Genomic DNA, 19,917 nt, shown 5'->3' with positions numbered 1-19,917 from the left:
CGTGTGGCGTAACGCTTCAGCGTGGGCAGGGGGGATGCAGGAACGCTTCTCCCCGAGGCTGGGGCTCAGCGACGAAGCCTCCGGGCCTCAGCGCTTGCGCCGCCGTCCGCGGCCGACCCGCGGCGGAGTCGGGCCGTCGCCCGCCAGGGCCGGCGCCCCCGCCGCGGCCTGCCGCTCCGGGCGGTCGGCCGCGACGACGAGGGCGGCCAGCGCCGTGGTGACCGGCACCGAGGCGACCAGACCGATCGAACCCACCAGGGTGCGCACGATCTCCTCCGCCACCAGCTCGCTGTTGGCGACCGTGCCCACACTGCTCTGCGCGATCGAGAACAACAGCAGCAACGGCAGCGCGGCACCCGCGTAGGCGAGGACCAGGGTGTTGACCACGGACGCGATGTGGTCGCGGCCGATACGGGTACCGGCCCGGTACAGCCCGCGCCAGCCCATCGTCGGGTTCGCCTCGTGCAGCTCCCAGACCGCAGAGGTCTGGGTGACCGTCACATCGTCGAGGACACCGAGCGAGCCGATGATGATGCCCGCGAGCAGCAGACCGCTCATGTCGATCGACGGGTACAGCCCGTGGATCAGGCCGGTGTTGTCGTCGGTGTTGCCGGTGAGGGCGGCCCAGCTGTTGAACAGCGAGCCGAGAACGCCGATCAGCGACAGGGAGATCAACGTGCCGAGCACCGCCACGGACGTCCGGGCCGACAGGCCGTGGCACAGATACAGCGCGATCAGCATGATGATGCTCGCCCCCACCACCGCCACGATCAGCGGGTTGGAGCCCTGCAGGATCGCGGGCAGGACGAAGAAGTTCAGCACCAGGAAGCTGATGGCCAGCGAGACCAGCGCCATGACGCCCCGCAACCGCCCGACGACCACGACGGCGAGTGCGAAGATGCCGGCGAGGAGCGCCATCGGGAACCGGCGGTTGATGTCGGCCACCGAGTACTGCAGGTCCTCCGGCGCGGCGGGCTCGTAGGCGACCACGACCTTCTGGCCCTCGCTCAGCTGCCGTGACTGGTCCGGCTGCACGATCTCGGTGAACGTACGGCCCTTGTCCGGGCCGGTGTCGACCCTGATGGTCGCCTTCTTGCAGGTGCCGTTCGCCTGCTGCTGGGCGGAGGAGCCCTCGGCGGTGGAGGTGTCCCCGGTCGGGGTGTCCGCGGAGGCGTTGACGGCCTGGCAGCTCACCTTGACGACCTCGGTCACCGTGGCCTGCTGCGTCTGCCGGTCGAAGCCGACGCCGGTGCGCTCGTGCGGCGGGGCACCGCCGGGCCACAGCACCGCGAGCCCGACCAGCACGGCAGCGGCAAAGGGGATCAGGACGGCCGCGATGACCTTGCGCAGATGCTTGGAGACGGGGGCCGCCGGCCCGTGGCTGTGGCTGTGCCCGTGGGAGGGACCGTGCCCGTGGCCGCCGCCGGAACCCGAACCACGCCCGTCGCCGGGACCGCGCCCGTGCCCGCCGTGCCTGTCACCGGAACCGTGCCCGTGCCCGTGCCGGCCATGCTCGTCGCCGTATCCGTGCCCGTGTCCGTCGCCAGGTTCCTGCCCGCGGTCGCCGTACGTATCACCAGGCCCTGGCCCGTGCCCGCCATGTTCGCCGGCGGGACCTCGCCCGTACCCAGCGCGCTCCTCACCAGGGCCGGGTCCGGGACCGCCACGGGAGTCGGCTGGGTCGAACCCGCCGGCTGTCTCTCCCGGTCCTCGGCCGCCATAGCCCCCGTAGCCGCCGTAACCGCCCTCCTGCGGAGGCCCGGAGAAGTACCGGTCACCACCGTGCCCCAGGCGGGGCCCGCGGCCAGGAGCGCTGCCCGGGGCGGGACTCGGGCCGGGGCCGGAGCCGTTGCCACCGGAGTTTCCGGGACCGGGCTCGCGGGGCGGTTCCGGCGGCGGGTACGGGGGACGGTGTGTCGTGGTCACCGACCGATCATCGCAAGAACGACAGAGGCCCACTGTTCACCGCGCCACAAATGACGCTAGCGTGGAGGCACCTTTGCACACGCGGGAGCTCGGAGCACCGGGCTGAGAGGGCGCTGACCTCCGTCTTCGCGATGTTTCACGTGGAACGTCACCGGAATCGAGTGATGCCTCACACGGAACGTCGGCAGACGGTGACCGCTGCGTCGACCGCCGAACCTGTTACCGGGTAATGCCGGCGTAGGGAGTAGGTCTCATGGCCAACAAGGACGCACGCACGCCTGCCTCCGTTCAGGACGAGAAGTCCCAGGAGGCCGGGAAGTCCATCGGCTGGCACAAGGCGTACGTCGAGGGCGCTCGCCCCGACCTTCGGGTGCCGGTCCGGCAGGTGCACCTCACCAACGGGCAGTCGGTCACGCTGTACGACACATCGGGCCCGTACACCGATCCACTCGTCGACACGGACGTCCGCAGGGGCCTGGCACCGCTGCGGGAGAACTGGATCATCGCCCGCGGCGACACCGAGGAGTACGCGGGCCGCCCCGTCCGTCCCGAGGACGACGGGATCAAGCACACCTCGCCGCGCGGCGGTCTGCGCAATCTCGACGCGGTGTTCCCGGGGCGGCCACGGTTGCCGCGTCGCAGCCGTGACGGCCAGGCGGTCACACAGCTGGCGTATGCGCGCCGGGGCGAGATCACGCCGGAGATGGAGTTCGTGGCCATCAGGGAGAACGTTTCTCCCGAGGTGGTGCGTGAGGAGATCGCGGCGGGCCGGGCCGTGCTGCCCGCGAACGTCAACCACCCGGAGATCGAGCCGATGATCATCGGCAAGCGGTTCCTGGTGAAGGTCAACGCGAACATCGGCAACTCGGCGGTGACCTCCTCCATCGAGGAGGAGGTCGAGAAGATGACCTGGGCGACCCGCTGGGGCGCCGACACGGTCATGGACCTGTCCACCGGCCGCAACATCCACACCACCCGCGAGTGGGTGCTGCGCAACTCCCCCGTCCCCATCGGCACGGTGCCGCTCTACCAGGCGCTGGAGAAGGTCGACGGCAGGGCCGAGGAGCTGACCTGGGAGATCTACAAGGACACGGTCATCGAACAGGCCGAGCAGGGCGTGGACTACATGACGGTCCACGCGGGCGTGCGCCTGGCGTACGTACCGCTGACCGCCAACCGCAAGACCGGCATCGTCTCGCGCGGCGGTTCGATCATGGCGGCCTGGTGTCTGGCCCACCACAAGGAGAGCTTCCTCTACGAGAACTTCGAGGAACTCTGCGAGATCCTCGCGGCCTACGACGTCACCTACTCGCTGGGCGACGGCCTGCGCCCCGGTTCGATCGCGGACGCCAACGACGAAGCGCAGTTCGCGGAATTGCGCACGCTCGGGGAACTCAACCGGATCGCGAAGCGTTTCAACGTACAGACCATGATCGAGGGCCCGGGACATGTCCCGATGCACAAGATCAAGGAGAACATCGACCTTCAGCAGGAGATCTGTGATGAAGCTCCGTTCTATACGCTCGGCCCGCTGACGACGGACGTCGCGCCGGCGTACGACCACATCACCTCCGGCATCGGTGCCGCGATGATCGCCTGGTGGGGCACGGCCATGCTCTGCTACGTCACGCCCAAGGAGCACCTGGGCCTGCCCAACCGTGACGACGTCAAGACCGGCGTCATCACCTACAAGATCGCCGCCCACGCGGCCGACCTCGCCAAGGGGCATCCCGGAGCCCAGGAGTGGGACGACGCACTGTCCGACGCCCGCTTCGAGTTCCGCTGGGAGGACCAGTTCAACCTGGCCCTCGACCCGGACACGGCACGGGAGTTCCACGACGAGACACTGCCGGCCGAGCCCGCCAAGACGGCCCACTTCTGCTCGATGTGCGGGCCGAAGTTCTGCTCGATGAAGATCAGCAGAAGCATCACAGAGCAGTTCGGTGGTGGCCCGGACGCCACCCCGGAGGAGATCGAGGCCGGGATGCTGGAGAAGTCGAAGGAGTTCGCGGCCTTGGGCAACCGGGTCTATCTGCCGCTCGCCGACTGACGTTTACGTGAGCGCCGTCCCAGAGGCTTGCGCTTCCTGGGGCGGCGCCTCGGGGTACTGGGCGTCGGCAGGAGTTCGCCACCGCCGCGCACTCGCTGTCGGGCGTGATACGGGATCTTGACTACAGACAGGCGCGGGGGAGACTGGAAACAGGGGTGATCAGCGACTCGGGAGGCTTCTGATGTCGTGGACAGTCCGCGCAACGTCTTATGAGGCGTGTAGTTGCAAGATGAACTGCCGGTGCGCGCTCGGCCCCACGGATCCGGACCAGGGATGGTGCTCATCCACCCTCGCGGCCGTGGTCGAGGACGGGCAGTCGGATGGTGTCGATCTCTCGGGCGCGATATTCGCGGCCAGTTTCCAGTGCCCCAAGGACTTCGTGAGCGGTATCGACAAGGCGCGCGTGTACTTCGACGAGGACACGCCCAAGGCACAGCGGGATGCGCTGGAAGCCATCCTCCATGGGGAGCGCGGCGGGCTCTGGGAGAACGCGCGGAGCCTCATTGGCGAGTGGCTCCCGACTCGGACCGTGCGCATCACGGTCGAGGACGGCGACACACCGAGCTTCAGCATCGGCGACCACGGCGGTTTCACGCTCGACGCGATCAAGACGGAGGACGGCAGGCAGACCAGGGTGGTCGACGCACCGGTCGCCGTCGCCTTCGGGATGGCCGAACTCAAGCTGTTCGGGGCCTCCGGCTCCTTCCATGACCCAGACCTTCGGCCCTACGAAAGCTGGGGTTACGGGGACGGGACCACGATCGAGTGGAGTGCCTGAAGACCTGCCCGTTCGTCTTCCCAGCCAGCCCGGTGCGACTGCTCGCGCCGCATTCCTTGCATGTGTGTTCGCGGCCGCCGGGAACCGGGTGTGTCTGCCGATCGCGGACTGAACCCCGCCGTGTGGTTCCGGTACGGGCCGCCGCCGCCCGCCCGTACCGGAACCGCCGGCTCGGTCACGCCGTAGCGTCCTGCGGGTACCAGCGCAGCTCGACGGTGTTGGAGTCGGGGTCCCGGACGTAGACCGACGTGGCGGTGCCCCGCGCGCCGAAGCGGGGCACGGGGCCCTCGACCACGTCGAAGGCGCCGGACGCGATGACCTCGTCCCAGTCCAGCGGGTCCACCGTGAGACATATGTGGTCGACGTTGGACTCGCCGCGGGGGCGGCTGACCAGGTCGATGATGGTCTCCGGGGTGACCCGGACGGATGGGAAGGGGGCCTTCCCGGCCCGCCACTCCTCGACGCGGACCGGCTCCAGGCCGAGGAGTCCGGTGTAGAAGTGCAGGGAGCGTTCGACGTCTTCGACGTTGAGCACCAGGTGGTCGAATGCCTTCACACGCACGGGAGAGCTTCCTTTCAGAAACGGGAGGGGAGGAGTGGAGACGAGAAGCCGGGTGACCAGCTGACCGGTTGGACGCCTTCCACGATCGGCCACGGGCCGGACATCATCAACGCATGATCCACACACGACCGTTGAGCAGGACTAAACGCCGGGGGGTGAGAGAGACATCGTGCTGGAGCGGTTGGAGATCGAGACCTTCCTGACGCTCGCCGAGGAGCTGCACTTCGGCCGGACAGCCGAGCGGTTGCGGCTCACGACCGGGCGGGTCAGTCAGGTGATCAAGAAGCTGGAACGCAGGGTCGGCGGCCCGCTGTTCGAACGGAACAGCCGTACCGTCCGCATCACCCCGGTCGGACGGCGACTGGCCGACGATCTCGCACCCCTGGTCGCCGCGATGGACGAGGCGGTGCGCCGGGCCGCCGACGCCCAGCGCGGTGTCACGGGCGAGCTGCGGGTGGCCTTCCTCGGTGAGTGGACGGCACCCGTACTGCTCAGAGCGGTCGGTGTGTTCAGCGAGCGTCATCCGGACTGCCGGGTCGAGGTGAGGGAGGTTCAACTGTCCAACTCACGGGGGAGTCTGCTGGACGGCTCGGTCGACATCCTGCTCGCGTCCTACCCGTTCGACGGGATGGCGTGCGGGCCGGTGCTGATGCGCGAGGCGCGGGTGCTTGCCGTCGCGGCCGGACATCCACTGGCCGGTGAGGAGTCGGTGTCGGTCGAAGTGCTCGCCGATCACCCTGTGGTGCAGTATCCGGCCGTGACCTCGGCGGGGTTCAAGGCAGACCGCACCCCGGATCGCACCCCGTCGGGCAGACCCGTGCCCAAGGGCCCGGCCGGCGGCTCCTTCTCCGAGATGCTCACGCTTGTCGCGATGGGCAGAGGGGTCCTCCCGGTCGGCGAACACTGCCGTCGGTACTACCCTCGGCCCGACATCGCCTACGTATCCCTCCAGGACGCACGGCCGATCGAGCGGGGGCTCGTCTGGTCGCCGGGCAACACGACCGAGCGAATACGTGCGTTCGTCCGGGCTGCGGCAGATGCGGTCGTTGAGACCGCTGCGGCTGCTACGACTGCTGCGGCCGATGCGATCGGTGCCGCCGATGCGGCTGACCGGGCGGCGGTGTCACTGCCGGGACCGCGCTGATCCACGGCCCGGAGGTCGAGCCGCGCGCCCGGCTGTCGGGCTGGTTCGGTGGCTTCCTCGACTTCCAGGTGCTGATGTGCGCAGGACGCCGGTTCCCCAGCGTGGCGGGTCCGAGGCTTGTCGGGTCCGAGGCGTGACGGGCCCCAGGGGCGCCGGGCTCCAGCGCTGTCGGCCCCGTCACTCCGGCCGGTGCTCCGGGCCTCCGAAATCCGGGCTTGTGTAGTCGGGGCTGCTGAAGCTCGGTCGGGAGCCTCGTCCGGGGCCGTCGTCGGGGCTCGTGAAGCCGGGGCGGTCGTAGCCGATTTTGGGGAGGCGGCCGGAGGGGGCCGGGGGCCCCGTGTGGGGCAGGGCGGCGGCTGTGTCGGGGTCGGCGAGGGCCTCCCTCAGGAAGGGCAGGATGCCGCGTGTCAGCAGGGCCTCCCGCCATGCCTCCCTGGCCCGGTCGACCTCGGCGCTCTGCTCGCCGTAGGTGCCCGCTTCCAGGGAGGGCTGGTTGCGCAGCGCGGTGAGCAGCAGTCCCACGGTGGCGACGAGGATCGCGACGGCGGTCACCGCGCCGAACACCCAGCCCGCGGTGAGCATGGTGTCCGCGAAGGCGGGCCGTGGGTCGAGCATGCGCAGGACGTACCCCACGAGCAGGAAGATCACCGCGGCGGTTCCGGCGAGTACGGGGGTCAGGACGGCGGCGACGGCGACGGCGCCCGCCCCGGCGGCCTCGGCGGCCTCCCCCATGGTGGCGGCGAGCCCCATCGCGCCTCCGCCCGGCTCCCCCGAGCCGGACTCATGGGCGGACGACGAGGCAGACGACGAGGTGGGTGATGAGGCGGACGGGGCCGGCTGGCGCATTTCCGCGCGGACCTTGACGTAGTGCTGGTACTCGGTGGCCGCGGCCGCCGTGATGAGGGCGGTGGCGTTGAGGGCCATGGTGCGCAGTTGTTCGGGGTTGAGCCGCTGTCCGACAGCGGCCAGTTCCGGGTGGCGTGGTGCGGAGCGCAGCGCCTCGTCGAGGACCCGCTCGTACTCCTGGCGGTCCTCGCTGTGCAGGTGCTGCGGAACGCTGTTCATGTGCATCCCCCGATGCTCCGTAGGGCTTGGGGCTCGCATGCCAACGAGCCGTCGGGCAGAAACGGAGGGGAGCCTGCTACGGATAGGTCGATGGTAGAGCGGTGACGGCGCACGGTGACAGGGGGTTTGCTGAAATTGGCCCCTGGCCTGCGCCGTCGTCGACGTGGTCCTCCGTGGGTGCGTCGGGGATGCGTCTGCCCGGTGAAGGTTCAGACATCCAGCGGCAGTTGCCGGACCAGCAGCTTTCCGGCCATGGTCACGCCGCCGTCCATCGCGATGGCGAGACCGTCGGCGTAGACGTGCGGTCCCTCGACCGACGGACCGGTGTCGTCCTCGCCGTCCTCGGAGCCGACTTCGCCCAGCAGATAGGGGATCGGGCTGTGGCCGTGAACGATCCGGGTGCCGCCGTACGTATCGAGCAGGGAACGCACGGCGTCGGCGCCGCCCTCGTCGCGGAAGGAGAACCGCTTGGTGAACTTGCGGAAGAGGTCCCAGCACTCGTCCGCGTCATTGCGTGTGAGGGTCTCGCGGACGGTGTCGTTGACGGCCTCGATCGAGTCGCCGTAGTCGAGATACGCGGTGGTGTCGGAGTGGACGAGCAGGTAGCCGTCGACCTCCTCGACGGCGTCGAGGCGGGCCATCCACTGCAGATGGTGGTCCTGGAGCCGGTCCATGTCGGACTTCTGGCCGCCGTTGAGCAGCCAGGCCGCCTGGAAGGTGGCGGTACCGGCACCCGAGTTGACGGGTGTGTCGCCGAACCGCTTGGCGCCGAGCAGCAGCAGCTCGTGGTTGCCCATGAGGGCCTTGCAGTAGCCGCCGGCCGCGGCCGCCTCCGCGGACAGGCGCATCACCAGGTCGATGACGCCGATGCCGTCCGGCCCGCGGTCGGTGAAGTCGCCGAGGAACCACAGCCGGCTGGTGCCGGCGCACCAGCGGCCCGCCGCGTCGATCAGGCCCTGCTCCTGGAGGGCGGCGACGAGTTCGTCGAGGTAGCCGTGGACGTCGCCGACCACGAACAGCGGGCCCGGCCGGTTCGAGGGGGGCGGCGCGGGGGTGGCGGGGGCGGGGTCGACGGGCACCTGGACGGTGTCGCCCCGGTTGATGACGGGCAGGTCGCGCTGGGTCGGGGTGTAGCCCTCGGGGTGGTCCACGCTCTCGTCGAGGGGCGGTACGACGTTGCCGGGATGGGCGCTGTCGACGTACGGACCGGTCTCATGGACGTACGCGGGTACCCGGAAGTCGCGCAGCGTCGCCGTCCGCTCCACTTCCGGCCCCTGACCGGCCCCCTGAGTCATCAGACCCCTCCACCATCGCGCCGCAGCTGCACCGCTTTGGACTGCCTGGTCGCAGCGGCCCGCGGTGTCGTGGGCCCATCATAGGAATGCGGATCGTGCCGTGTGATGACCCAGGGGTGGTCAATCGGAGCAATGTTCCTGTTCAACGCGGCATTCGCCCCGATTGACCCGGGCTTCGACCCAGCGGGCCGCGCCGACGTGCGCCGTGTACGACTACCGCGCGCCCCTCCTTCGACCAGCCGGCGTGGGAGGGGGGTGGGTCGCGCGGCCCGGCGTTGACGCGGTGCCTCCTCCCCCAGAGGGGGCACCTCCCGCCCCCTACCCCCGCTCCGGCCCCCGAGGCGGGCTCACCGTAGTGCGCGGCGGACGTCGCTGGGATGAGGTACGTACGATCAACTCGGTCGGTATCACCTGTTCGACGGGGCGGTCCGACTCCACGCCCTCGATCGCGTCGATGAGGAGCTGGACGACGGCGGTCCCGATGCGGCGCGGCTTCAGCGACAGCGTCGTGATCGGCGGCTCCGTGTTCGCGTACACGGTCGACTCGCTGCAGCAGACCAGCAGCAGGTCCTCCGGCACGCGCAGCCCGTAGCGGCGGGCGGCGGCGAGCAGGTCGGTGCCGTTGGGGTCGAACAGGCCGTAGACCGCGTCGGGCCGGTCGGGCCGGGCCAGCAGCCGGTCGGCGGCGACGGCGCCGGCGCACGGGTCGTGCGCGGGGTACGCCTCGTAGACCGGGTCCTGTCCGACCCGCTCGCACCAGCGCAGGTACGCGCTGGTCGACAGGTGGGTGTACGTGTCGGTGGAGGTCCCCGTGAGCAGGCCGATCCGGCGTGCGCCGGCGTCGGCGAGGTGGTCGAGGATGTCGAGTACGGCGGCCTCGTGGTCGTTGTCGACCCACGCGGTGACCGGCAGCGTGCCGGCCGGCCGGCCGTCGGAGACGACCGGCAGACCCTGCCGGACGAGTTCGCTGACCACCGGGTCCTGGTCGGACGGGTCGATCACGACGGTCCCGTCCAGCGCGACGTTCGACCACACGTCGTGGCGGGAGGTCGCGGGCAGGATGACGAGCGCGTAGCCGCGGGCGAGCGCGGCGGAGGTGGCGGCGCGCGCCATCTCGGCGAAGTAGGCGAACTCGGTGAAGGTGAAAGGTTCATCCCCGTATGTGGTCACGGTCAGACCGATGAGTCCTGACTTGCCCGTACGGAGCGTGCGGGCCGCTGCGGAGGGCCGGTAGCCCAGCCGGTCGGCGACCTCGCGCACATGGCGTCGGGTGGCATCAGGGAGCCTGCCCTTGCCGTTCAGGGCATCGGAGACGGTCGTGATGGAGACTCCGGCGGCGGCGGCCACGTCCCTGATGCCCGCCCGGCCCGGCCGGCTGCCTCGGCGTGAGGTTTCCGCGCGACTCACCTGGTGCTTCCCTGCTGCTGTCATGGCGAGCCGATAGTAGGGCTCATCCGGTGGGGTAGGGCGGACGCATATGCACGCATTGACAGGCACGTTTCTGCAAGGTCATTACATACCAACTACCTTAGAAACAAAGCCAGTTGACGGTTCTCATGCCAATACGCAACTTGTCGGCGCGCATGAGCCTGCCAAGGGGTCGATGTCTCGAAGAGGTCTCAACTCACCTGCACGAGGGATGCGCGCCACGGCGTGAGCCACCGGCGCGTAGATATATGTACGACGCGCCCCCTGGCCGTCGCCGATTCGTCGGGCTTCGTGCGGTGATGCCCCTGATGCCGGTGTGACCTGCCAGTTCAGTGCCGACCGCTTCGCAGCCGGACCGAATCCTCATAAGGTGAGCAGTATTGGAGCCGGTGAGCCGGTGTGGTCACGAGGAGGACTGCGGTGAGCGAGACGAGCCCGAAGCTGCGTGCCGAGCTGGAGGGGATTCCCACCTACAAGCCGGGCAAGCCCGCCGCGGCCGGCGGCCCCGTGGCCTACAAGCTGTCCTCCAACGAGAACCCGTACCCGCCGCTGCCCGGCGTGATGGAGAGCGTGACGGCCGCCGCCTCGTCGTTCAACCGCTACCCGGACATGGCCTGTACGGGGCTGATGAACGAGCTGTCCGACCGCTTCGGCGTGCCCCTCTCCCACCTGTCCACGGGCACCGGCTCGGTCGGTGTCGCCCAGCAGCTGCTGCAGGCCACCTCGGGCCCGGGCGACGAGGTGATCTACGCCTGGCGGTCCTTCGAGGCGTACCCGATCATCACGCAGATCAGTGGTGCCACGTCGGTGCGGGTGCCGCTGACCTCGGGCGAGGTGCACGACCTGGACGCGATGGCGGACGCGATCACCGACCGCACCCGGATGATTTTCGTCTGCAACCCGAACAACCCGACCGGCACGGTCGTACGGCGGGCCGAGCTGGAGCGCTTCCTGGACCGGGTGCCCGGCGATGTGCTGGTGGTGCTGGACGAGGCGTACCGGGAGTTCATCCGGGACGCCGAGGTGCCGGACGGTGTGGAGATCTACCGCGAGCGGCCGAACGTGTGTGTGCTGCGGACGTTCTCCAAGGCGTACGGCCTGGCCGGTCTGCGGGTCGGGTTCGCGATCGCGCACGAGCCGGTCGCGGCGGCGCTGCGCAAGACGGCGGTGCCGTTCGGCGTCAGCCAGCTGGCGCAGGACGCGGCCGTGGCCTCGCTGCGCGCCGAGGACGAGCTGCTCGGCCGGGTCGGCTCGCTGGTGTGCGAGCGCAACCGTGTGGTCGACGCGCTGCGCGCGCAGGGCTGGACGGTGCCCGAGACCCAGGCGAACTTCGTGTGGCTGCGGCTGGGGGAGCGCACGGTCGACTTCGCCGCGGCCTGTGAGCAGGCCGGTGTGGTGATCCGGCCCTTCCCGGGTGAGGGCGTGCGCGTCACGGTCGGGGAGGCCGAGGCGAACGACATCTTCCTGAAGGTGACGGAGTCGTTCCGCAAGGAGCTTTGAGCAGGACGTCATCGCAGGTCAGGCCCATGGCGTAGGCAACTGCCGGTGATCGCCATGGGCCTTTCAGGCATGCCCGCCGGGCCACCCGGTCCGTGAGAGGGACCCCCCGCCCCTCAACCATCGAACGTTCATGCTGCATAATGCTTGTGAATGTGAACGCGTTCACAAGCGTGTCCCGGTTGCTCCATCTGTGTGTGAGACATAAGGGGCAAACTGCCGCTGTACCACGGCGATGTAAGGAGAAAGCGACGTGGACCTGGCTCTGGCGCCGGAGACATTGGCGCGCTGGCAGTTCGGCATCACCACCGTCTACCACTTCCTGTTCGTCCCGCTGACGATCTCGCTGGCCGCCCTCACGGCCGGACTGCAGACCGCCTGGGTGCGCACGGAGAAGGAGAAGTACCTCCGAGCCACCAAGTTCTGGGGCAAGCTCTTCCTGATCAATATCGCCATGGGTGTCGTCACCGGCATCGTCCAGGAGTTCCAGTTCGGCATGAACTGGTCGGACTACTCCCGCTTCGTCGGTGACATCTTCGGCGCTCCGCTCGCCTTCGAGGCGCTGATCGCCTTCTTCTTCGAGTCCACCTTCATCGGCCTGTGGATCTTCGGCTGGGACAAGCTGCCGAAGAAGATCCACCTCGCCACGATCTGGATGGTGTCGATCGGCACCATTCTGTCGGCCTACTTCATCCTCGCCGCCAACTCCTGGATGCAGCACCCGGTCGGCTACAAGATCAACGAGGAGAAGGGCCGCGCCGAACTGACCGACTTCTGGGCCGTCCTGACCCAGAACACCGCCCTCAGCCAGGTCTTCCACACCCTCTCCGCCGCCTTCCTGACCGGCGGTGCCTTCATGGTCGGTATCGCGGCCTTCCACCTCGCCCGCAAGAAGCACGTGGTCGAGATGAAGACCTCGCTGCGGCTCGGCCTGGTCACCGTGGTCATCGGCGGTCTGCTCACCGCCATCAGCGGCGACGTCCTCGGCAAGATCATGTACGAGCAGCAGCCGATGAAGATGGCCGCCGCCGAGGCGCTGTGGGACGGCGAGGAACCAGCACCCTTCTCGATCTTCGCCGTCGGTGATGTCGACGAGGGCCACAACAAGGTCGCCATAGAGATCCCGGGCCTGCTGTCCTTCCTGGCCAAGGACGACTTCAGCTCCTTCGTCCCCGGCATCAACGACATCAACAAGGCCGAGCGGGAGCAGTACGGACCCGGCGACTACCGGCCCAACATCCCCGTCGCCTACTGGGGCTTCCGCTGGATGATCGGCTTCGGCATGGCGTCCTTCACCATCGGTCTGATCGGCCTCTGGCTGACCCGCAAGAAGTTCCTGCTGCCGCGGCACCTGCGGGTCGCCGACGACGAGGTGCCACACCTGGTCCTGTTCAGGAACAAGGCGCTCGGCGCGAAGCTCACCCCCTGGGCCTGGCGCATCGCGATCTGGACCCTGGCCTTCCCGCTGATCGCCAACTCCTGGGGCTGGATCTTCACCGAGATGGGCCGCCAGCCGTGGGTCGTCTACGGCGTCCTGCGCACCAGCGACGCGGTCTCCCCCGGCGTCTCCCAGGGCGAGGTCCTCACCTCGATGATCGTCTTCACCGCGCTGTACGCGATCCTCGCCGTCATCGAGGTCAAGCTGCTCGCGAAGTACGTGAAGGCCGGCCCGCCGGAGCTCACCGAGGCCGACCTCAACCCGCCCACGAAGATCGGCGGCGACTCCCGTGACGCCGACAAGCCGATGGCCTTCTCGTACTAGGCCGAGGGAGCTGCACAGTCATGGAACTGCACGACGTCTGGTTCGTCCTGATCGCCGTCCTGTGGATCGGATACTTCTTCCTGGAGGGGTTCGACTTCGGGGTCGGCATCCTCACCAAGCTGCTCGCCCGTGACCGGGCCGAGAAGCGGGTGCTGATCAACACCATCGGGCCCGTCTGGGACGGCAACGAGGTCTGGCTGCTCACCGCGGGCGGCGCGACCTTCGCCGCCTTCCCCGAGTGGTACGCCACCCTCTTCTCCGGCTTCTACCTGCCCCTGCTGATCATCCTCGTCTGCCTGATCGTCCGGGGCGTGGCCTTCGAGTACCGGGCCAAGCGGACCGAGGAGCACTGGCAGCGCAACTGGGAGACCGCGATCTTCTGGTCCTCCCTGATCCCCGCGCTCCTGTGGGGTGTGGCCTTCGGCAACATCGTGCGAGGCGTGAAGATCGACCAGAACCTCGAGTACGCCGGCGACTTCTGGGACCTCCTCAACCCGTACGCGCTGCTCGGCGGTCTGGTGACGCTGACGCTGTTCACCTTCCACGGTGCGGTGTTCACGGCCCTCAAGACCGTCGGTGACATCCGGGAGCGGGCGCGGAAGCTGGCGCTTCAGGTGGGCATCGCCACCGCCGTGCTGGCGCTGGTCTTCCTGCTGTGGACGCAGATCGACAAGGGGGACGCCACGAGCCTGGTCGCCCTGGTCGTGGCGGTCGCCGCACTGGTCGCCGCGCTGGTGGCCAACCAGGTCGGACGGGAGGGCTGGTCGTTCGCACTGTCCGGCGTCACCATCGTGGCCGCCGTGGCGATGCTCTTCCTGACGCTCTTCCCGAACGTCATGCCGTCGACGCTCAACGAGGACTGGAGCCTCACGGTCACCAACGCCTCCTCCAGCGGCTACACCCTGAAGATCATGACCTGGTGCGCGGCCGTCGCCACCCCGGTCGTGCTGCTCTACCAGGGCTGGACCTACTGGGTGTTCCGCAAGCGGATCGGCACACAGCACATCGCCGAACCCGTGCACTGAATCGCCGACCCGTGCACTGAGGTGTGTTTCACGTGAAACCAATCGACCCGCGTCTTCTCCGGTACGCCCGCACCACCCGGCTCTTCCTGCTGGCGGTCGTCGCCCTGGGCGCGGTCGGGGCCCTGCTGGTCATCGCGCAGGCGATGCTGATCGCCGAGGTGGTGGTCGGCGCGTTCCAGCACGGGCTGACGGTCACTGAACTCCGTACGCCTTTGGTGCTGCTGGCCGCCGTGGCGGGCGGCCGGGCGGTGGTCGGATGGCTCACCGAGCTGTCCGCCCACCGGGCGAGCGCGGCCGTGAAGTCGGAGCTGCGGGGGCGCCTGCTGGAGCGTGCCGCCGCGCTCGGTCCCGGATGGCTGAGCGGGCAGCGGACGGGTTCGCTGGTCGCCCTCGCCACCCGGGGCATCGACGCCCTCGACGACTACTTCTCGCGCTACCTGCCCCAGTTGGGCCTCGCGGTGGTCGTCCCCGTGGCGGTGCTGGCGCGGATCGTGACCGAGGACTGGGTGTCCGCCGCGATCATCGCCGGCACCCTGCCCCTCATCCCGATCTTCATGATGCTGATCGGCTGGGCCACGCAGTCGCACATGGACCGTCAGTGGCGGATGCTCTCCCGGTTGTCCGGGCACTTCCTGGACGTCGTCGCGGGCCTGCCCACGCTGAAGGTGTTCGGCCGGGCCAAGGCGCAGGCCGAGTCCATCAAGCGCATCACCGGCGAGTACCGGCAGGCCACCATGCGGACCCTGCGGATCGCCTTCCTCTCGTCCTTCGCGCTGGAGCTCCTCGCCACCATCTCGGTGGCGCTGGTCGCCGTGACGATCGGCATGCGGCTGGTCCACGGCGAGATGGACCTCTACGTCGGCCTGGTCATCCTGGTGCTCGCGCCCGAGGCGTATCTGCCGCTGCGGCAGGTCGGCGCGCAGTACCACGCGGCGGCCGAGGGGCTGTCGGCCGCCGAGGAGATCTTCGAGGTTCTGGAAACGCCGCTGCCGGAGACCGGCGCGGGGGCCGTCCCGGAGGGCGCCCTGGTCTTCGACGGTGTGACCGTCCGCTACCCGGGCCGGTCCGCCGACGCGGTGTCGAACGCCTCCTTCACCGTCGCGCCCGGCGAGACCGTCGCGCTCGTCGGGCCGAGCGGCGCGGGCAAGTCGACGCTGCTGAATGTGCTGCTCGGGTTCGTACGACCCACCGAGGGCCGGGTGCGCATCGGGGACGCCGACCTTGCCGGCCTGGACCTGGAGCGGTGGCGGTCGAGGATCGCCTGGGTGCCGCAGCGGCCGCACCTCTACGCCGGGACGATCACCGAGAACGTACGGCTGGCCCGGCCCGACGCGGACGACTTCGACGTACGCCGGGCGCTGGCGGACGCCGGTGCGCTGGACTTCGTCGAGGCGCTGCCGGAAGGGCTCGACACCGTCCTGGGCGAGGACGGCGCCGGGCTCTCCGCCGGGCAGCGGCAGCGGCTGGCACTCGCCCGGGCATTCCTCGCGGACCGTCCGGTCCTGTTGCTCGACGAGCCGACGGCCGCGCTCGACGGGGAGACCGAGGCGGAGGTCGTGGCGGCCGTACGGCGGCTCGCGGCCGGGCGGACCGTGCTGCTGGTGGTGCACCGGCCGGCGCTGCTGGGGGTGGCGGACCGGGTGGTGCGCCTCGCGGAGCCGATGCTGCCCGCCCACCCGCCCCTTCCCAGGGAATCTGCCGGTTCCCCGGGCCCCTCCGCCGCCGCGGGGCAGCTGACCGAGAAGGAAGGGGCGGAGGCACCTCGCGAAGGCGGGGGCGGTGTGGCCGGTGACGGCATGAGCGGGGGTGGCGCGCCGCGCCGTGTGCTCGCCCGGGTCCGTGCCATGTCCGGCCCCCGGCGCGGTCGGCTGGGGCTGGCGCTGCTGCTCGGCAGCCTCGCGCTGGGGAGTGCGGTGGGGCTCATGGCCACCTCCGGGTGGTTGATCTCGCGGGCTTCGCAGCAGCCGCCCGTGCTGTATCTGATGGTGGCCGTGACGGCGACGCGGGCCTTCGGTATCGGGCGGGCGGTGTTCCGGTACGCCGAGCGGCTGGTGTCGCACGACGCCGTGCTGCGGATGCTGGCCGACACCCGGGTCGCCGTGTACCGGCGGCTGGAGCGGCTGGCCCCCGCCGGCCTGCGCAGCACCCGCAGGGGCGATCTGCTGTCGCGGCTCGTCGCCGATGTGGACGCCCTCCAGGACTACTGGCTGCGCTGGCTGCTCCCGGCCGGTGCCGCGACCGTCGTCTCCGCCGGTGCCGTCGGCTTCACGGCCTGGCTGCTGCCGGAGGCCGGCGCGGTGCTCGCCGTCGGGCTGCTCGCGGCCGGCGTGGGTGTCCCGCTGGTCACCGGGGCGGTGGCCCGGCGCGCCGAACGCCGGCTGGCCCCCGCCCGAGGGGTGCTCGCCACCCGGGTGGCCGACCTGCTCACCGGCACCGCCGAGCTGACCGTCGCCGGCGCGCTGCCCGCCCGTACCGCCGAGGCGCGTGAGGCCGACGGCGTGCTCACCCGGATCGCCTCGCGGGCCGCGACGGCCACCGCGCTCGGCGACGGGCTCACCGCGCTGGTGTCCGGGCTGACCGTCGCGGCCGCCGCGCTGGTCGGCGCCCAGGCGGTCGTGGACGGACGGCTGAGCGGTGTCGCGATGGCCGTCGTGGTGCTCACCCCGCTGGCCGCCTTCGAGGCCGTACTCGGGCTGCCGCTCGCCGTGCAGTTCCGCCAGCGGGTACGCAGGAGCGCGGAGCGGGTGCACGAGGTGCTGGACTCCCCCGAGCCCGTGCGCGAGCCGGAGCGGCCCCGCAAGGCGCCCGCATCGCCCTTCCCGCTCGTGGTCAAGGGGCTCACCGCCCGGCACGCCGGGCAGGACCGGGACGCGCTCGCCGACGTCGGCCTCACCCTCGCCGAGGGCCGTCGGATCGCCGTGGTCGGTCCCTCCGGCTCCGGCAAGACGACGCTCGCCCAGGTGCTGCTGCGCTTCCTGGACGCGGACGCCGGCGGGTACACGCTGGGCGGCGTGGACGCGTACGCCCTGGACGGCGACGACGTACGACGGCTCGTCGGGCTGTGCGCCCAGGACGCGCACCTCTTCGACAGCTCGGTCCGCGAGAACCTGCTGCTCGCCAAGCGGGACGCCGACGAGGACGAGCTGCGCGACGCGCTCGGGCGGGCCCGGCTGCTGGAGTGGGCCGACAGCCTGCCCGAGGGGCTGGACACGCTGGTGGGGGAGCACGGGGCCCGGCTGTCCGGCGGGCAGCGGCAGCGGCTCGCACTGGCACGGGCGCTGCTGGCCGACTTCCCGGTGCTGGTGCTCGACGAGCCCGCCGAGCATCTCGACCTGCCCACGGCCGACGCGCTCACCGCCGATCTGCTGGCCGCCACCGAGGGCCGTACCACGCTGCTGATCACGCATCGGCTGGCCGGACTGGAGGCGGTGGACGAGGTGATCGTGCTGGACGGGGGCCGGGTGGTGCAGCGCGGCCCGTACGCGCGGCTGGCCGCCGCCCAGGGACCGCTGCGCAGGATGGTCGAGCGGGAGGAAGCGGCGGAGTCGCTGCTGAGGACCGCATGACCAGGCCGACGCCCCGAGTTTCCCGGGCAACGCCATTCCGGCCTCCCCGGATCACCAGGTCGATCTAGGCGCAGATCGTGTCCAGCGCACCGCTCTCCGAACCGCCCGCCGACCCCTCGGCGGAACTGGCCGCGCGGGTCCCCCAGTTGCTGGAGGCGATGCGGTCCGTCGGCAGCGGGCTGGAGCTGCACTCGACGCTGGACCGCATCTGTGAGACGGCGGCCGCGCTGACCCGGGCCCGTTACGCGGCCATCGGCGTGGTCGCCGAGGACCGGGACGGCCTGTCCGAATTCGTCCACCACGGCGTCGACGAGGAGACGGCGGAGCGCATCGGACGGCGTCCCGACGGCCACAAGGGGCTGCTGGGCGCCCTCATCCACGACCCGGTGCCGGTACGGCTCACGGATCCGACCGAGGACCCGCGCTCCTGCGGCTTCCCCGAGCACCATCCGCCGATGCGCGGCTTCCTGGGCGTCCCGATCCGGGTGCACGGCGAAGTCTTCGGCAACCTGTACCTGACGGAGAAGCGGGACGGGGAGCCGTTCGACGACCACGACCTCAACCTGGTGCGGGTGCTGGCCACCGAGGCGGGCATCGCCATCGGCAACGCCCGCCTGTACGAGGCCGCCAAGCAGCGTGAGCGGTGGATCGACGGATCGGTCGCCGTGACCACCGCTCTGCTGTCCGGCGGGGACGCCGACGACGCGCTCCAGGTCGTCGCCGAGCAGGCCCGCAGGCTGTCCGGGGCGGCCGCCGGCATCGTGCTGCTCCCGGCCGACGAGGGGGGCCTGGAGATCGTCGCGGTCGCCTCCGACGAGCCGTCGGGCCTGCTCGGCCGGGTCGTTCCGGCGGACAGCGAGATCGTCGCCGAACTCCTCGCCGGGCGCGCGGTGTTCGTCGCGGACGCGGCCGACGACCCGCGCCTGGTCGCCGCGTACTCCCGGGGCTACGGCCCGGTGATGATGCTGCCGCTGCAGAGCGACGGGCGGGTGCTGGGCACGCTCGTCACGCCCCGCGCGCGCGGCGGGCGGCCGTTCAGCGGGACCGAGCGCACCCTCGCCGCGCAGTTCGCCTCGCAGGCGGCGCTCGCGCTGATGATGGCGGAGGCGCAGCGGGACCGGGAGCGGCTCGCGGTGTTCGAGGACCGCGACCGGATCGCCCGCGATCTGCACGACCTCGTCATCCAGCGGCTGTTCGCGACGGGCATGATGCTGGAGAGAGCCCAGCGCCGGTCCGTCGTGCCGGAGGTGACCCGGGGCGTCGGCAGGGCGGTCGACGAACTCGACATCACCATCCAGGAGATCCGCAGCGCGATCTTCGCGTTGCAGCAGGGGCCCGGCGAGGTGACGTCGGGGCTGCGCACGCGCGTGCTGCGGGAGATCAACACGGCGGCGGTGCCGCTCGGCTTCCGCCCCTCCCACCGCTTCGTCGGACCGGTCGACAGCCTGGTCGGCGACCTCACCGGCAAGAACCTCGTCGCGGCCCTGCGGGAGGCGCTGTCCAACGCCTTCCGGCACGCGCGGGCCTCCCGGATCGAGGTCGTCGTGGACGCCACCGTCACCCTGCCCGACGGCCGCCCGGGCGTCCGTCTGACCGTCGCCGACGACGGGGTCGGTATCCCCGACGGCGGCCGCCGCAGCGGCCTGCGCAATCTCCAGCGCCGCGCGGAGTCCCTCGGCGGCGACAGCCACCACGGCCCCGGCATCGGGGAAGACGGCGCCGGTGCGACTGTGACCTGGGAGGCACCCCACTGAGCCGCCGCGCTCAGCCGACCCACCGAGCCACTGCCCCGGGCCGTGCCCTGGGCCATCCGAGGCGC

13 protein-coding genes and 1 riboswitch are annotated in these 19,917 nt (G+C 70.5%); of the genes, 8 read left to right on the top strand and 5 right to left on the bottom strand.

Annotation, left to right across the window (positions count from 1 at the left end; translation table 11 throughout):
• Window positions 1-87: 87 nt before the first annotated feature.
• Window positions 88-1,926 carry a YibE/F family protein gene (locus ACH5AC_RS05345; protein ID WP_398860293.1) on the bottom strand — a complete coding sequence of 613 codons (1,839 nt, stop codon included), beginning with the start codon at window positions 1,924-1,926 and terminating at the stop codon, window positions 88-90.
• Window positions 1,927-1,997: 71 nt separating this feature from the next.
• Window positions 1,998-2,187: riboswitch (TPP riboswitch) on the top strand.
• On the opposite strand from ACH5AC_RS05345, the gene thiC reads away from it, so the two are divergent.
• Together thiC and ACH5AC_RS05335 are read left to right on the top strand one after the other, a co-directional pair.
• Complete coding sequence (gene thiC, locus ACH5AC_RS05340) at window positions 2,180-3,976, top strand: phosphomethylpyrimidine synthase ThiC (RefSeq protein ID WP_398860292.1); 1,797 nt, start codon at window positions 2,180-2,182, stop codon at window positions 3,974-3,976. (Overlaps the previous riboswitch by 8 nt.)
• 181 nt (window positions 3,977-4,157) lie before the next feature.
• Window positions 4,158-4,754: a DUF1326 domain-containing protein gene (locus ACH5AC_RS05335; protein ID WP_398860291.1), complete on the top strand. Its 597-nt coding sequence runs from the start codon at window positions 4,158-4,160 to the stop codon at window positions 4,752-4,754.
• Window positions 4,755-4,929: 175 nt separating this feature from the next.
• Here the strand turns inward: ACH5AC_RS05335 and ACH5AC_RS05330 are convergent, their stop codons facing one another.
• Window positions 4,930-5,316 (bottom strand): VOC family protein, encoded by a 387-nt coding sequence (locus ACH5AC_RS05330; RefSeq protein ID WP_398860290.1) that lies wholly within the window; start codon window positions 5,314-5,316, stop codon window positions 4,930-4,932.
• Between the two features lie 169 nt (window positions 5,317-5,485).
• Between ACH5AC_RS05330 and ACH5AC_RS05325 the strand changes: the two genes are divergently transcribed.
• Window positions 5,486-6,460 carry a LysR family transcriptional regulator gene (locus tag ACH5AC_RS05325; RefSeq protein ID WP_398860289.1) on the top strand — a complete coding sequence of 325 codons (975 nt, stop codon included), beginning with the start codon at window positions 5,486-5,488 and terminating at the stop codon, window positions 6,458-6,460.
• A 177-nt stretch (window positions 6,461-6,637) separates the two neighbouring features.
• Here the strand turns inward: ACH5AC_RS05325 and ACH5AC_RS05320 are convergent, their stop codons facing one another.
• The 3 genes from ACH5AC_RS05320 to ACH5AC_RS05310 form a co-directional block, all read right to left on the bottom strand.
• Window positions 6,638-7,531 carry a hypothetical protein gene (locus ACH5AC_RS05320; protein WP_398860288.1) on the bottom strand — a complete coding sequence of 298 codons (894 nt, stop codon included), beginning with the start codon at window positions 7,529-7,531 and terminating at the stop codon, window positions 6,638-6,640.
• 203 nt (window positions 7,532-7,734) lie between these two features.
• The gene (locus ACH5AC_RS05315; RefSeq protein WP_398860287.1) at window positions 7,735-8,820 is read right to left on the bottom strand and encodes a metallophosphoesterase; all 1,086 of its coding nucleotides are present in this window, start codon (window positions 8,818-8,820) and stop codon (window positions 7,735-7,737) included.
• Window positions 8,821-9,138: 318 nt separating this feature from the next.
• The gene (locus tag ACH5AC_RS05310; RefSeq protein ID WP_398860286.1) at window positions 9,139-10,251 is read right to left on the bottom strand and encodes a LacI family DNA-binding transcriptional regulator; all 1,113 of its coding nucleotides are present in this window, start codon (window positions 10,249-10,251) and stop codon (window positions 9,139-9,141) included.
• Window positions 10,252-10,668: 417 nt separating this feature from the next.
• On the opposite strand from ACH5AC_RS05310, the gene hisC reads away from it, so the two are divergent.
• The 5 genes from hisC (at window position 10,669) to ACH5AC_RS05285 (ending at window position 19,852) form a co-directional block, all read left to right on the top strand.
• On the top strand, window positions 10,669-11,748 hold the full coding sequence (gene hisC, locus ACH5AC_RS05305) for a histidinol-phosphate transaminase (RefSeq protein ID WP_398860285.1): 1,080 nt from the start codon (window positions 10,669-10,671) through the stop codon (window positions 11,746-11,748).
• A 250-nt stretch (window positions 11,749-11,998) separates the two neighbouring features.
• The gene (locus ACH5AC_RS05300) at window positions 11,999-13,507 is read left to right on the top strand and encodes a cytochrome ubiquinol oxidase subunit I (RefSeq protein ID WP_398860284.1); all 1,509 of its coding nucleotides are present in this window, start codon (window positions 11,999-12,001) and stop codon (window positions 13,505-13,507) included.
• A 20-nt stretch (window positions 13,508-13,527) separates the two neighbouring features.
• A complete protein-coding gene (gene cydB / locus ACH5AC_RS05295; RefSeq protein WP_398860283.1) occupies window positions 13,528-14,532 on the top strand; it encodes a cytochrome d ubiquinol oxidase subunit II in 1,005 nt (334 codons plus the stop codon).
• A gap of 32 nt (window positions 14,533-14,564) precedes the next feature.
• Window positions 14,565-18,098, top strand: a complete 3,534-nt coding sequence (gene cydD, locus ACH5AC_RS05290) for a thiol reductant ABC exporter subunit CydD (protein ID WP_398860282.1) — start codon at window positions 14,565-14,567, stop codon at window positions 18,096-18,098.
• A 158-nt stretch (window positions 18,099-18,256) separates the two neighbouring features.
• A complete protein-coding gene (locus tag ACH5AC_RS05285) occupies window positions 18,257-19,852 on the top strand; it encodes a GAF domain-containing sensor histidine kinase (RefSeq protein ID WP_398860906.1) in 1,596 nt (531 codons plus the stop codon).
• Window positions 19,853-19,917: the final 65 nt, after the last annotated feature.

It is taken from the genome of Streptomyces sp. NPDC018693, from assembly GCF_044391385.1.
Lineage (GTDB): Bacteria > Actinomycetota > Actinomycetes > Streptomycetales > Streptomycetaceae > Streptomyces.
This window is presented reverse-complemented; position numbering and strand designations above follow the sequence as displayed.

Bases quoted from the DNA above. Each gene is read 5' to 3' on its own strand.
- thiC (WP_398860292.1), top strand. From the start codon at position 2,180: ATGGCCAACAAGGACGCACGCACGCCTGCCTCCGTTCAGGACGAGAAG.
- ACH5AC_RS05335 (WP_398860291.1), top strand. From the start codon at position 4,158: ATGTCGTGGACAGTCCGCGCAACGTCTTATGAGGCGTGTAGTTGCAAG.
- ACH5AC_RS05320 (WP_398860288.1), bottom strand. From the start codon at position 7,531: ATGCACATGAACAGCGTTCCGCAGCACCTGCACAGCGAGGACCGCCAG.
- ACH5AC_RS05315 (WP_398860287.1), bottom strand. From the start codon at position 8,820: ATGACTCAGGGGGCCGGTCAGGGGCCGGAAGTGGAGCGGACGGCGACG.
- ACH5AC_RS05310 (WP_398860286.1), bottom strand. From the start codon at position 10,251: ATGACAGCAGCAGGGAAGCACCAGGTGAGTCGCGCGGAAACCTCACGC.
- cydB (WP_398860283.1), top strand. From the start codon at position 13,528: ATGGAACTGCACGACGTCTGGTTCGTCCTGATCGCCGTCCTGTGGATC.
- ACH5AC_RS05285 (WP_398860906.1), top strand. From the start codon at position 18,257: ATGCGGTCCGTCGGCAGCGGGCTGGAGCTGCACTCGACGCTGGACCGC.